Raw genomic sequence first — 13,550 nt, 5'->3', positions numbered from 1 at the left:
CCTACCGCCCCGAAGCCTCCAGCCAGGCCGCGACATCGGCTGCGACCTTGTTGGCGGCGGCATTGAGGGGCGCTCCGACGCTGTTCGCGTCTATCTTGCCCCCGACCGGGGCCGTTGCGGTGAAGCGCTGCTTGGCGATGGCCGTGCCACCCGGTCCGGTCAGCATGGCGTCATAGGTCACGACCGCGCTGTTGCTCGCCTCATCCACGCCGAAATCGACCAGTTCGCCCATCAATCGCTGCCCGGCATCGGCGGAATATTGGCCGGGGTCGAGCACGATGCGATTGCTCGTCGCGGCGATGGTCTCGGCCAGCAGCTTCTGGAACAGATGGCGCGGCGTGTCGGCCCATTGCACCTTGGTCACATAGGCGACCGACGTAGGCGAGGTGATCACCGGAACACGCACCGTGTCCAGCATCTTGGGCGCTTCGGGATCGGCCACGGTGATGGCCGCGGCCGAAGACGCGCTGCGCAGCGTACCCGGCGCCACCTTCTGGGCGGCGTTCAGCGACAGCAGCCGCTCCGGCGGCTTGCCGCCGAAGGACACGCAACCGGCCAGCATGAGAGCACCGAGGGCCACCGGCATCAGGCCAAGTTTCCTGTGAAACATCATCATGTCCCTCTTATCGCTTGTAATCGGGCAATTTGGGCGATCCGACGATCGATCCCGCACCCTGCTGATCCAGTTTTTCGGCCACGCCCCGGAAGGAGCGCGACATTTCGCGCAGATCGCGAACGAGCTGGTTCACCTCCGGCATGGTCTGATTGCTGAAGGCGCGAACGCCCGGCTGCGCCTCTGCAATGGTCTTGTCGAGTGTGTCGATGCTGTGCGTCGCGGACTGGATGCTCTTGCGCAGGTCCGCCAGCAGCGGGCGGCCCTCATCATTCACCATGGCGTCAGTAGAAGCGGCCAGCTTGCCGATCTGCTCGGCCGCTATACCGGTGCGCTGCACGGCAATCCGGGCTTCGGCAAGGGTCGCCGCGATTTCCGGGCTGCGATCAGCCAGCGAGCCGGAAATCCGCTCCACATTGGCCAGGATGCTGGCGATCGATTGCTGGTTCTTGTCGTTCAGCAATTCCGTCAGCCGCTCGGTCAGGGTCGATAGCCGCTCGAGCAATTGCGGCGCATTGTTGAGCAGTTCGCCGAGCGCTCCCGGCTTGGTCGGGATCACCGGCACGCCGTCGGGGCAGGAGGCGAGGGGGTTTTCTGCCGGGCAGGTGATCGGCCGCGCGCCCTTGACCGCACCGTCCAGCACGATTTCCGACACGCCGGTAAAGCCCACCCCGGCAATGGTCGCGGTCGTCCCCTGCAGGACCGGCGTCCCTTCCTTCACCGAAATGCGCACCTTCACGAAGCCGGGATCACGCTTCCACAGTTCGATCTTCTCCACCTGTCCGGAGGGGACGCCGGAATAATTGACGCTCGATCCCTTTGCGAGGCCGTTCACCGACTGTTTGAAGAAGATGTCATATTCCATATTGTCGCCCTGGGAGAGGCGCGAGAACCAGAAAGCCGCGATCATGATCGCCGCCAGCAACAGCAGCGTGACCGTGCCCACCAGCACATGGTTGGAGCGGGTTTCCATATCCTATCGCCTCTTGTCCTTTTCGCGGGCAACCGCCGCCGTCGCGGCGCGCCCGCGCGGGCCGTTGAAATATTCCTGGATCCACGGGTGATCGGTGGCCAGCAGTTCGTCGATGGTGCCGACCGCCGTCACCTTCCTGTCGGCCAGCACCGCTACCCGGTCGCAGATCGAATAGAGCGTGTCGAGATCATGGGTAATGAGGAAGACCGTAAGTCCCAGCGTCTGCTGCAATTTTCGCGTCTGATTGTCGAACGCCGCGGCGCCGATCGGGTCCAGCCCGGCGGTGGGTTCGTCGAGGAACAGCAGATCCGGGTCCAGCGCCAGGGCTCGGGCCAGACCCGCGCGCTTCTTCATGCCACCCGATAGCTCGGCGGGATATTTGGGGCCGGCCTCAGCCGGCAGGCCGGTCATGCGAATCTTGTAGGCGGCAATCTCGTCCCGGAGCGTTGCACCGATATTCGGATAATATTCGCGAATCGGCACCTCGACATTTTCCGCCACGGTCAGCGTGGAGAACAGCGCGCCACCCTGAAAAAGCACGCCCCAGCGCTTGCGGATGGCCAGGGCTTCGTCATCCAGCCGACCGATCATGGATTCGCCGAAAACATGCACCTCGCCCTCGTCAGGCGTCTGGAGGCCGATGATGGATCGCATCAACACCGACTTACCCGTGCCCGATCCGCCGACCACGCCCAATATCTCGCCCTTGCGCACGTCGAGGTTCAGCCCCTCATGCACGACCTGATCGCCGAAGCTGTTGCGGAGATTGCGGACCGATATGGCGATGTCGTCACGCTCCAGCGCCTTTTCGACCCGCTCTTCTTCCGCGCTTATCGCTTCTTCGGGCGTCATCAGTTCCAGCCTACCCAGGTGAAGAAGACAGCGAAGAAGGAGTCGAGAACGATGACGAGGAAGATCGCCTGTACCACTGCCGCTGTCGTGCGCAGACCCACTTCCTCGGCATTGCCCTTTACCTGCATGCCCTGGAAACAGCCCGCCAGCGCGATGATGACCCCGAAGACGGGCGCCTTGATCAGGCCCACCCACAGGTCATGGATCGGCACCACCTCCCGCAGGCGCTGGACAAAGGTGATGGGCGGAATGTCGAGCGACACCGCACAGAGGAAGCCGCCGCCGATGATGGCGACGATGGACGAATAGAAACCCAGAAGCGGCATCATCACCACGACGGCCAGGGTCCGCGGCAGCACCAGCGCCTCCATGGGCGACACGCCGATGGTCCGCATGGCGTCCACTTCCTCGGTGAGCTTCATCGTCCCCAATTGCGCGGCGAAGGCTGAGCCGGAACGGCCCGCGACCATGATCGCCGTCATCAGCACGCCGAGTTCGCGGAAGGTGAGGCGGCCGACCAGGTTGATCGTCAGCATCTCCATGCCGAACTGGCGAAGCTGTACCGAGCCCTGCTGGGCAATGACGATGCCGATCAGGAAGCTCATGAGGCCGATGATGCCCAGCGCCGAGACGCCGACCACCTCGAAACGCTGGACCACCGCATTGATGCGGAAGCGTCTGGGATGACGGATGACGTTCCAGGTCGCGACCAGCGTGCCGCCGAAAAAGCCGAGCAGGCCGAGCAGGGTGCTGCCGGCATTGACCACAGCCTCACCGATCTGGCCCACGACCCGCTGCCAGGGCGGCACATAATCCGGTCGGATGTTTACCGGCTCGTCGACGCGGCCGACCGCCGCGATCAGCCTTTCCGCATCGCACCTGTCGCCTGTGATCCTGCAGTTCCAGCGCTTGATCGTGCGGTACAATATCCAGGCGCCGATCGTGTCCATATGCTCCACGTCGGACAGGTCGATGATGTCGACCGGCCCCTCCACGGCATCCAGCCGCTCGGGCAGATGGTGAAGACAGGCAATGGACAGATTGCCCGAAAGCCGAATGACCGTCTCGCCGTCGCGGACTTCCTGGGCAAGATCAGCGGCTTTGTTCATCAAGGCGGAGATGTGGTCCATTATCGGTTGCACGGCAAGCCGAAACGGCCCATCCGCACGGTCAAACGAAGGGACGCCCTAAAAAGTTTCGGACATGGCATGACGCACAGGCTTGCAATCTACGATATGGACCGGACGGTGACGTTCAGCGGCACCTATACCGGCTTTCTGCTTCATGTCGCCAAACGCATGGCGCCTTGGCGTCTGGCCTTGTTTCCAGCCGTGATCCTGCTGATGCTGGCCTATGTTCTGAAACTGATCACGCGTCAGCGACTGAAGGAACTGAATCAGGCGCTGATGATCGGCCCCAATGTCGAGCGTGCCCGGCTGATGCCCCATGTGGAAAGCTATGCGGCGAAGGTGATCGCGCATAATGTCCGTGCCGGTGCCCTGGCGCAGATCGCGAAGGACAGGGCGGATGGGTATCGGCTGGTGCTGGCCACGGCCTCCTATCGCCTTTATGTCGAACCGATCGCCCGCAGGCTGGGGTTCGACGCGGTGATCGCGACCGATCATCTGAGCCAGGATCTGCGCTATGTCCGCGCCAGGATCGCAGGCGAGAATTGCTATGACACGGGCAAGCTGCGGATGATCAAGGCGTGGATGGCAGCCGAGGCGATCGACCGCACGCAGGCGCATATCCGCGCCTATTCCGATCACGTCTCCGATGCGCCGATGCTGGAGTTCGCTGACTTGGCCATCGCCTCCAACCCTCATAAGCCGCTGGCGAAACTGGCGGCGGAACGGGGGTGGAAGCGGGTGGACTGGGCATAAGGGAAACCACGGGCGCCGCGATTATCGCTGCGCCTCCAGGACGGGTGAAACCAGCGGCTCCCCCGAAAAAAGCGCGGCAAGGTTCGCCAGCAGCAAATCCGTCATGCGTCCGACCGCCTCGCGGGTAGCGCCGCCCATATGCGGCGTCAGCACGACATTGGGCAATTCGGCCCAGCGCGCTGCCGGCGTGGGCTCTCTCTCGAACACGTCCAGCGCTGCCCCGCCAAGCCGTCCATCGCCCAGCGCCGCGATCAACGCATCCTCGTCCACCAACTGTCCCCGCGCGACATTCACCAGCAGCCCGTGCGGCCCCAATGCATCCATCACGCCCGCATCGATCATCCCGCGATTTTCCTCCGTCGCCCTGGCGGTGATCACCATGACGTCACTGTCGCGAGCGAGCACCTTCAGGTTCTCCGCCCTTGGCCAGGGCAGTTGCGGCTTTTCCCGCGGGCCCCACCAACCCACGTGCATACGCAACAGGTCGGCTCGCTCTGCCAGGGCGATGCCGATGCTGCCCATGCCGACGATCCCGATCCGCGCGCCCCCCATCGATCGGGTGAGCCTCTTCGTCCCCGCCGTCCATTGACCCGAACGCACCTGCCGGTCGCCCGCCAGTATCTGCCGCCTGTGCGCAAGGATCAGGCCCAGGGCATGATCCGCCACATCGGCCGCATTGGCGTCCGCCCCGTGGGTGACGGCCACGCCTCGCGCCCGCGCCCAATCAAGGTCGACCCCGTCATAGCCCACGGTGAAGCAGGCAATCAGCCGCAGCGCCGCCATCTGCTCCAGCATCGCGGGGTCAAGCCGGTATTCACCCGCCGTCACCAGCACTTCGGCTTCCGCCAGCCGCGCCCGCCCGCTCTCCTCCCACAGGGCCAAGGCCTCATAGCGGGGGGAAAGCGCATCCAGCAGCGGCGCCAACAGCGGCTGCCCCACCAGGATCAACGGCGTGGCCGTCATCCGCCGATCCCCTCCACCGCCCGCAAAGCCTGCGCGAAATCCGCGATCAGGTCGTCCGCATCCTCGCAGCCTATGGAGATGCGCACCATATTGTCACCAATCCCCAGCGCCTTCTTCCTTTCGGCGGGCACGGAGAGATGCGTCATGGCCGCCGGATGACTGGCCAGCGTTTCGGTTCCGCCCAGGCTGACGGCGAGCTTCGCGATCTTGAGCGCATCCAGGAAAGCAAAGGCCTCCGCCTCGCCCCCTTTCAGATAGAGCGAGAAGGTCGATCCCGCTCCCGTGCAGTGCCGGCGATAAATGTCCGCCTGCCGTTCCGTTTCGGGGAAGCCGAGATAGACGACCTTCTCCACCTGGGGCTGGTCCTTCAGCCAGGCGCAGACCTTCGCCGCATTCTCGCCCGCCCGGCCCATGCGCAGTTCCAGCGTCTCAAGGCTGCGCAGCAACATCCAGGCCGAATGCGGGTCCAGGATCGTGCCGATGGTGTTCCGCATCAACCGGATCATATTGATCAGCGCATTGGACCCCAGCACGCCGCCGGCGACCAGATCGCTATGCCCGCCCGCATATTTGGTGAGGCTGTAGATGACGAGATCGGCACCATGGCTCAGCGGATGCAGCCAGAGCGGCCCCAGAAATGTGTTGTCGATGGCGATGGGCGGGCGATATTCTTCGCCTGCGAAGGAAAAGTCGCGCCGCGCAACTACCGCCTCCAGATCGACGAGAACATTGGTCGGGTTGGCCGGACTTTCCAGATAGATCACCGCCACGCGGCCCAACGCCCTGGCCCTCTCGATCACCGCGCCGATCTCCTCCTCCGTCGCGCCCGCCGGAAAGTCCAGCCACTGCACGCCGAATTTGCCGAGGATGCGGCCGATCAGCGATTCGGTCGCGGCATAGAGCGGTGCGGAATGCACGATCACATCGCCCGGCTGCACCAGCGCAAGCAGGGTGGTCGCGATCGCGGACATGCCGCTGGAAAACAGCAGGGCATCCTCCGCCTCTTCCCAGACCGACAGTCGGTCCTCGGCGATTTCCTGGTTCGGCCCGTTAAAGCGCGAATAGACGAGACCCTCGGCGCCACCGGGTCGGATTCCCGTTACACCTTCAAAATGCCGCTTGCCGGCCGCCGCGCTTTCGAAAGCGAAGGTGGACGTCAGGAAGATCGGCGGCTTCAGCGAGCCCTCGGACAGGGTCGGATCATAGCCATGGCCCATCATCAAGGTTGCGGGCTTCAGTTTGCGACCCTCGATCTCCATGATCGGTTGCTTGGGTCGGCGGCGGTTATGGGTAGGTTCCGCCCCAGTGAGGTCGGCTTCGGTTTCGCCGGTCATCGATGATCTCCTGCATGTCTGCGGCATCTGCTGCGCCGCTGTGATGAGGAGGAGTGTAACGCCTTTCGGGGGTGGGGAGCCAGAGCCGATTTGTTAGATTATTTCATGGAACCAAACTTAAATTACGGGCCACATGGTGCTCGGCAAAGGGGGAGCAGGGGAGCGTTCACGGCAAGGCCGCGTTGAACGGGATGACGTTCCTGTGTTCCCATCCTACATGTTCCTCATGAACCAACGCCTGTCCGAACCGCTGGAGCGATGGTTCGCCGCACGAGGGTGGACGCCCCGCCGCCACCAGCTCGACATGCTGACTGCGGCCCGATCCGGCGCTCACGCGCTGCTGGTGGCGCCTACCGGCGCGGGCAAGACGCTGGCCGGTTTCCTGCCGACCCTTTCCGACCTAATCGAGAATCCGACGGAGGGTCTCCATACCCTCTATGTCTCGCCGCTCAAGGCATTGGCGGTGGATGTGCGCCGCAATCTCCTGACGCCCATAGAGGAGATGGGCCTGCCAATCCGCGTGGAGACCCGCACGGGCGACACGCCGTCCGACCGCAAGGCACGCCAGCGCGCCCGCCCGCCGCAGATCCTGCTCACCACGCCGGAGTCGCTTTCGCTGCTGCTGAGCTATCCCGACAGCTTCCTCATGTTCGCGAACCTGAAGACGGTAATCATCGATGAGGTTCACGCCTTCGCCACCCAGAAGCGGGGTGACATCCTCAATCTTTCCCTCTCCCGCCTCCAGAGCATCAATCCCGGCCTTCGCCGCGTCGCGCTGTCCGCCACCGTCGCGGATGTCGATGCCTATCGGGCCTGGCTGGCGCCCGATGGCGATATTGGCACCGTCACCCCGGTCATGGGCGAAGCGGGCGCCGACCCCCATGTCACCATCCTCATTCCCGAAGGACGCATTCCCTGGTCCGGTCATTCCGGCAAATATGCCGCACGGCAGGTGATGGAAGAGATCGAGCGCCGCGCCACGACATTGGTCTTCTGCAACACTCGCGGCCTGGCGGAACTGATCTTCCAGGAACTCTGGTCGGTGAACGAGGCGAACCTGCCCATCGCCATTCATCATGGCAGCCTTTCCATCGAGGCGCGGCGCAAGGTGGAGGCAGCGATGGCAGCCGGCAAGCTGCGCGCGCTCGTCGCCACGGCCTCGCTCGATCTGGGCGTCGATTGGGGCAATGTGGATTGTGTCATCCAGATGGGCGCGCCGAAGGGCAGTTCGCGCCTGCTCCAGCGCATCGGCCGGGCCAATCACCGTCTCGACATGGCGTCGGAAGCCATACTCATTCCCGGTAACCGCTTCGAATATCTGGAAGCCCGCGCCGCTCTGGATGCGGTGGAGTCGGGCGAACGAGACGCCGATGATTTTCGTCCGGGCAGCCTCGATGTCCTTGCCCAGCATGTGATGGGCCTTGCCTGCGCCGCGCCGTTCCGCGCGGAAGAGTTGCTGGCGGAAGTGCGATCGGCCACGCCCTATAGTGCGTTAACGGACGAAGCCTTCGCCAATGTCCTTCATTTTATCGAGGGCGGCGGCTATGCCCTGCGCGCCTATGACCGCTTCAAGCGGCTGACACTCGGTCCCGACGGCCTGTGGCGCGTCTCCCATCCCCGCTTCATCCAGCAGCACCGCCTCAACGCCGGCATCATCGTCGACCAGCCCGCGCTGGCCGTCCGCTTCGCCAATGGACGCAAGCTCGGCACGGTGGAGGAGGGGTTTGCCGCCGCCCTGAGCCCCGGCGACTGCTTCTTCTTTTCCGGGACGGCGCTGGAGGTGGTGCGCATGGACAGCGCCGACCTTATCGTCCGCGCCACGTCGAAGCGGGCGCGAATCCCCAGTTGGGGCGGCACCCGCATGGCCATGTCCACACGACTGGCCGACCGGGTGCGCCACTTCCTGGCCGAACCGGGCCAATGGTCGCGCTTTCCTGACGATGTGCGCGAATGGCTGGAAGTTCAGAAATATCGCTCTGCCTTGCCGGAACCGGGACAATTGCTGGTCGAGACCTTCCCGCATGAGGGCCGCCACTATCTGGTCTGCTACAGTTTCGAGGGCTGGAACGCGCACCAGTCGCTGGGCATGCTGCTGACGCGCCGCATGGATGCGCAAGGTTTGATGCCCATGGGCTTCGTCTCCAACGACTATGCGCTCGCCGTCTATGGGTTGAAGCCGATCACGGATCCGCAAAGCCTGTTTTCAGCCGACATCCTCGATCATGAATTCATCGAGTGGGTGGAACAATCCAGCCTGCTCAAGCGCGCCTTTCGGGACGTGGCCGTCATTGCCGGCCTGATCGAACGCCAGCACCCCGGCAAGCGCAAGACGGGGCGGCAGGTCACTTTCTCGACCGACCTCATCTACGACGTGCTGCGCAAATACCAGCCCGACCATCTGCTGTTGAAGGCCGCTTGGGCCGATGCGCGGGCGCGGATGACCGATGTGGGCCGATTGGGCGACCTGATCGACCGCGCTTCGGCCACCATGCTGCATATCGATCTCGACCGGGTAAGCCCGCTTGCTGTCCCGGTGCTGATCCTCATCGGACGCGAGCAGGTCGCGCAGCATGAGGTGGAGGACGCCCTGCTGATCGAAGCGGAAGCATTGGTGGCGGAGGCGATGCGTACGGACTGAAGGGACGAAGATCCCCGGTCACGACTGCATTCCTCCATTGGCTTGAGTGCGCCTTCACGGTTGTCAAAGCGACAGGCCGTCGATCGCCGCCCAGCCGGATGCACCGATGCCCGTCAACATCCCTTGATGTGCCGCGCGCACTCCACCCAGGGCGACCACCGGCATGGGGGCCAGTCGGGCCAGAGCCGCGAATCCCTTTCGCCCCAATATGGGTGAGCCGGGGTGGGAGCGCGTCGGGAAAAGTGGCGAGAGAAGGACGAAATCCGCCGAAAAATGCGCCGCTTGCACCATCTCCCGCCGGTCATGCACCGGTCTGCTGTGGAGCAGCGGCTTTGCCGCCCGGCGCCGGTCACGTCCATGCCAGCCATCGGCGTCCCAGGCCTGCGCCTGTATCGCCGTGCCGCCCAGCATCAGCACCAGTCGCCGGCTTCGGGCTATTTGGGCGATCCGGTCGAACAAGGCCCGGCGCCGTGATACGATGGTGCGATAGTGCCGGAATATGATCCCCGCCCGGCCCTTCGGCAGACGGGCGACAGCCGCCAGCAAGGCGGTCTCCTCAACCCGTTCGTCGGTCATCAACCAGATCATCGGCAGTTTTTTACGGTGGCGGCGCTGCATGGCCATCGCCTATAGCAGCCGCCATGACGACCGACAGCATTGAAGCCGCGGAACGGCTCGCCGCGAACCGATTGGCCGGGATAGGTGACGCCATGGGCCGAGCCGCCCGCCTTACCGGGCGCACCGCCGAGGACATCACCCTGATCGCCGTGTCCAAGACGCAGGCGGCAGACGCCATCCGCCCGCTGATCACGGCGGGCCAGCGGGTCTTCGGGGAAAATCGCGTGCAGGAAGCGGAAGGCAAATGGCCGGCGCTTTACGAAGAGCATGAAGGCCTTCAACTGCACCTGGTGGGTCAGCTTCAGTCAAACAAGGCGGCCGATGCCGTCGCGCTGTTCGACGTCATCCATTCGCTTGACCGGCCATCGCTGCTGACGGCGCTGGCCAAGGCCATGGATGCAGCGGACAAGCGCGTGCCCTGTTTCATCCAGGTCAATATCGGTGCGGAACCGCAAAAGGGCGGTTGTCCGATCACCGACGTACCGGCGCTGATCCGGCTGGCGCGTGAGGCGAACATTCCGCTGTTGGGACTGATGTGCGTGCCCCCCGCCGAGGGGGAGCCCGCGCCCTTTTTCGCCCTGCTCGCCAAGATGGCGCGGGAGGAAGGGCTGGAGCAGCTCTCCATGGGCATGTCGGGCGATTATGAAACCGCGATCATGCTGGGCGCAACGCACATCCGCATCGGCACAGCCCTGTTCGGGGAGCGCCCTGCCGCTCGCCCGACACCGGGGAGCGGCAGGGGCATGATCAGAAACTCCCGCGAAGGGTGACGCCATAGGTGCGGGGTTCGGCCAGATAGGCGGAGATCAACTGGTTCGCCATCGGTGCGCCCAGGGCGAACTGGCCCGTAGTCGAGGTGGACGGGCTGCTCGACTGGAGCGGGCTGCTGAAGGCGACCTGGGTATAATCCTGGTTGAAGATGTTCTGACCCCAGAATTCCACCGCCCAGCGCTGCTGCGGCCCACGAATGCCGACGCGGGCGTTGAATACCGCATAGCCGTCCTGCCGCTTTTCCGGGAACAGGTCGGACCCGGTGTTGAAGTCGCTGCTCATGCGCCCGTCGACGTAGAAGAGCGCCGACAGGCCGTTTGAGCCAAGCGGCGGCGTCCAGGACGCGCTGACCGTCGTCACCGCTTCAGGCGCCTGGGAGTTGATCGATCCCGGCAACAGGAACAGCGCCGGATCCAGGGGTACCGTTCCGTCGCCGCTGCCGACCAGTCGGTTGGCGAATTTGGCGCGGGCATAGGTGAATCCCCCCGACAGGCGCACGTTCCGTACCGGCGTAGCCGACAGTTCCAGCTCCACGCCCTGGCTGATCAGACCCGGCCCGACATCGCCGCTGGCGCAGGTCCGCGCCGCCGTCAACGCGCCATCGCAGCCATTGATGTTCTGCACGACGAAGCTGGTGCCGTTGAAGGTGTTCAACTGGAAATTCTTGAACTCCTGCCGGAAGGCGGCGATGTTCGCGCTCCATTTGGGCTGGCTATATTTCAGGCCCACTTCAAACGCATCGACCTTTTCGGCCGCGAAGCGCAGGCTGGTCACATCGGCGTTGGTGCGCGGCGCGAATACGGCCGGGACCGGATTCAGACCGGTCGATCCAAGCTGGAAGCGATCGAGATTATATCCGCCCGCCTTGTAGCCCTTGGAATAGCTGCCATAGACCAGCAGTTCGTCGATCGGCTTCCATGACAGGACAGCGGTGCCGGAAAACTCCCCATCGGTGATTTTGTCGTTGAGGTCGAGCGCGTTCAGCCCGGTGGAGCCGTTGCCCAGGCAGCCCAATGTCAAAATACCGCCCGCCAGCGTACCGGCCGAGGTGTTGCGAAGCAGCGGATTCGTGGCGATGCTCGACAGCCCGGAGGCCTGCAACGCCGCGCAGGTCGCATTATTATTGTTGAAATCGGCTGAGAAACGCTTGCTTTCATGGGTGTAGCGCAGACCCAGAGTCAGATCGAGCTGCTTGGTGATATGCACGATATTATGGGTGAACAGCGCCCAATTCTCGCTCTTCTGATGATAGAGCGAAGCGACATCCCCGGTCCCCGACGGAATCGCCGCCAAGGCCCGCAATCCATTGCCGAGACCGGTGGAAATGATGCTCGCCTGCGTCGCGCCCACCGCCGGAGTCAAACCTGCATTCAACTGCGCCTGCGTACCGCTAATCAGCGCCTGTGTCGCCAGGCCGCTGCCGCAAGCGCCGAGTTGCGCGGCGGTCAGGTTGCTGTTGACGCTCGCCCCCGCCATCAGACGGCAGGCCGCGAAACGCCCATAGTCCGCACCGAAGCGGATATTATCTTCCAGCGCCAGCTTCTCATGGGCGTAATAGCCGCCCACCAACCAGTCGAGCACCTCGCCAAAGGCAGATCCCTGCGCCCGCACTTCCTGGGTGAAGGTACGGAACTGGCGATAGGTGTTGGGATCGCGGTAGAGCAGGTCAGCCCCGCTATAGTCGTAATCGCCGTAATCCTGGCTCTTATAGTTGCGATAGGCGGTGATGCTGGTCAGCTTGGCGCCGCCCAGATCATAGTTGATCTCGCCCGAAATGCCCCAATCCTTGAGCTTGCTCACATAATCGCGGCCAGCCGTGATGTGGAGGTTGCGGTCATAGGGATCGACGGGGAATGTGCTGCCCTGTCCCGCCAATATAGCCGCGATCCGGTTGAAGGGTGCCGTGCTGTAGCCCCCTCCGGCAACCGGGCGGCGTTCCCGCGTTTCGATATAGGCCGCACCGCAGCAGCTTTCATCGCGATGGGTATAATCTCCGATCAGGCGGATGGAGAGCGCGTCATTCGGCTCGAACAATGCCTGCCCGCGCAGGAAATAACGATCGCGATCGTTGGTCTCGCCCACCTTGGCGCCGCTGGCGTTCACCAGGTCGTAGAAACCGTCCCGCTTCGACCACACCCCGTCCAGGCTCAGCGCCAACTGGTCGCTGACCGGCCCGGTGATGCGGCCCGCCAGCCGCCAATAGTCATAATTGCCATAGGTGATTTCAGCCTTGCCGGCGAGCTTGAACTCCGGCGCCTTGCTGATGATGTTGATGAGGCCGGCGGAGGCGTTGCGGCCGAACAGCGTGCCCTGCGGTCCGCGCAGCACCTCGACCCGTTCGATCTCGCCCAGTTCGTTGAGGCCGGCGCCGGTGCGCGATCGGTAGACGCCGTCGATGAACACCGCGACGGAGCTCTCCAGACCGGGATTGTCGCCGACCGTGCCAATGCCGCGGATGCGTGCCGAGGCGTTGGCCTCCGTCCCGGTGGAAGACAGCAGCAGCGAAGGAGCCAGTTGGTTGAGCGCGCGAATATCCGTCGCGCCGCTATTCTGCATCGCCTGCGCGGTCACCGCCGACACGGCGATCGGCACGTCGGACAGAGGACTGGCGCGCCGCGTCGCCGTGACGATGATGTTGACGCTTTCCGGATCGATCGCTGTTCCGCTGTCCTGCGCCCATGCGACCGGAACGCTGCTGCCCAATGCCATGGCACCGGCAGAAATCAGCCAAAGGCTCTTCTTCATGATGATGCTCCCTCTCCTTTGCCGCGCGGTTTGGCGCCGCGTCGAATTATGGTCGAACTATGCTGCCACAGCGGGGTGAAGGCAAGATATGCCTGATTTTCAGGGGCTTTTGCGCCAGATAGTGACCGGATTCTCATAGGCTGTAACGTAGAGGTCACAG

At 63.9% G+C, this 13,550-nt stretch carries 11 protein-coding genes; 3 read left to right on the top strand and 8 right to left on the bottom strand.

Translation table 11 applies throughout. The features are described from left to right. Window position 1: 1 nt before the first annotated feature. Genes MRBLMC3_RS07455 through MRBLMC3_RS07440 form a run of 4 tightly spaced genes read right to left on the bottom strand, consistent with a single transcriptional unit; the run spans window position 2 to window position 3,547 of the window. Entirely contained in the window at window positions 2-610 is a 609-nt protein-coding gene (locus MRBLMC3_RS07455; RefSeq protein ID WP_363739798.1) for an ABC-type transport auxiliary lipoprotein family protein, read from the bottom strand. 13 nt (window positions 611-623) lie between these two features. Next, on the bottom strand, window positions 624-1,586 hold the full coding sequence (locus MRBLMC3_RS07450) for an MlaD family protein (RefSeq protein ID WP_363739739.1): 963 nt from the start codon (window positions 1,584-1,586) through the stop codon (window positions 624-626). A 3-nt stretch (window positions 1,587-1,589) separates the two neighbouring features. Then, window positions 1,590-2,438: an ABC transporter ATP-binding protein gene (locus tag MRBLMC3_RS07445; RefSeq protein WP_363739738.1), complete on the bottom strand. Its 849-nt coding sequence runs from the start codon at window positions 2,436-2,438 to the stop codon at window positions 1,590-1,592. Beyond that, window positions 2,438-3,547 (bottom strand): MlaE family lipid ABC transporter permease subunit, encoded by a 1,110-nt coding sequence (locus tag MRBLMC3_RS07440; protein WP_363739796.1) that lies wholly within the window; start codon window positions 3,545-3,547, stop codon window positions 2,438-2,440. Before MRBLMC3_RS07440 ends, MRBLMC3_RS07445 begins: the two co-directional genes overlap by 1 nt. A 99-nt stretch (window positions 3,548-3,646) precedes the next feature. Here MRBLMC3_RS07440 and MRBLMC3_RS07435 point away from each other — a divergent pair, with 99 nt between their 5' ends. Then, window positions 3,647-4,321 (top strand): HAD family hydrolase, encoded by a 675-nt coding sequence (locus tag MRBLMC3_RS07435; protein ID WP_363739736.1) that lies wholly within the window; start codon window positions 3,647-3,649, stop codon window positions 4,319-4,321. Between the two features lie 21 nt (window positions 4,322-4,342). Here the strand turns inward: MRBLMC3_RS07435 and MRBLMC3_RS07430 are convergent, their stop codons facing one another. Then, entirely contained in the window at window positions 4,343-5,284 is a 942-nt protein-coding gene (locus tag MRBLMC3_RS07430) for a 2-hydroxyacid dehydrogenase (protein WP_363827233.1), read from the bottom strand. Beyond that, window positions 5,281-6,618 carry a cystathionine gamma-synthase family protein gene (locus tag MRBLMC3_RS07425; protein WP_363827230.1) on the bottom strand — a complete coding sequence of 446 codons (1,338 nt, stop codon included), beginning with the start codon at window positions 6,616-6,618 and terminating at the stop codon, window positions 5,281-5,283. The genes MRBLMC3_RS07430 and MRBLMC3_RS07425 overlap by 4 nt, the downstream gene beginning before the upstream one ends. A gap of 226 nt (window positions 6,619-6,844) precedes the next feature. On the opposite strand from MRBLMC3_RS07425, the gene MRBLMC3_RS07420 reads away from it, so the two are divergent. Further along, window positions 6,845-9,256 carry a ligase-associated DNA damage response DEXH box helicase gene (locus MRBLMC3_RS07420; protein WP_363827283.1) on the top strand — a complete coding sequence of 804 codons (2,412 nt, stop codon included), beginning with the start codon at window positions 6,845-6,847 and terminating at the stop codon, window positions 9,254-9,256. Window positions 9,257-9,319: 63 nt separating this feature from the next. Here MRBLMC3_RS07420 and MRBLMC3_RS07415 read toward each other — a convergent pair whose 3' ends face one another. Continuing rightward, the gene (locus MRBLMC3_RS07415) at window positions 9,320-9,880 is read right to left on the bottom strand and encodes a thiamine phosphate synthase (RefSeq protein WP_363827227.1); all 561 of its coding nucleotides are present in this window, start codon (window positions 9,878-9,880) and stop codon (window positions 9,320-9,322) included. A gap of 17 nt (window positions 9,881-9,897) precedes the next feature. On the opposite strand from MRBLMC3_RS07415, the gene MRBLMC3_RS07410 reads away from it, so the two are divergent. Then, entirely contained in the window at window positions 9,898-10,644 is a 747-nt protein-coding gene (locus tag MRBLMC3_RS07410; protein WP_363827219.1) for a YggS family pyridoxal phosphate-dependent enzyme, read from the top strand. Here MRBLMC3_RS07410 and MRBLMC3_RS07405 read toward each other — a convergent pair. Then, window positions 10,622-13,390 (bottom strand): TonB-dependent receptor, encoded by a 2,769-nt coding sequence (locus tag MRBLMC3_RS07405; RefSeq protein WP_363827217.1) that lies wholly within the window; start codon window positions 13,388-13,390, stop codon window positions 10,622-10,624. The genes MRBLMC3_RS07410 and MRBLMC3_RS07405 overlap by 23 nt on opposite strands. Between the last annotated feature and the right edge of the window lie 160 nt (window positions 13,391-13,550).

The organism is Sphingobium sp. LMC3-1-1.1 (genome assembly GCF_040676285.1).
Lineage (GTDB): Bacteria > Pseudomonadota > Alphaproteobacteria > Sphingomonadales > Sphingomonadaceae > Sphingobium.
The sequence above is the reverse complement of the archived record's forward strand: the minus strand, read 5'-3'. Positions and strand labels throughout refer to the sequence as shown.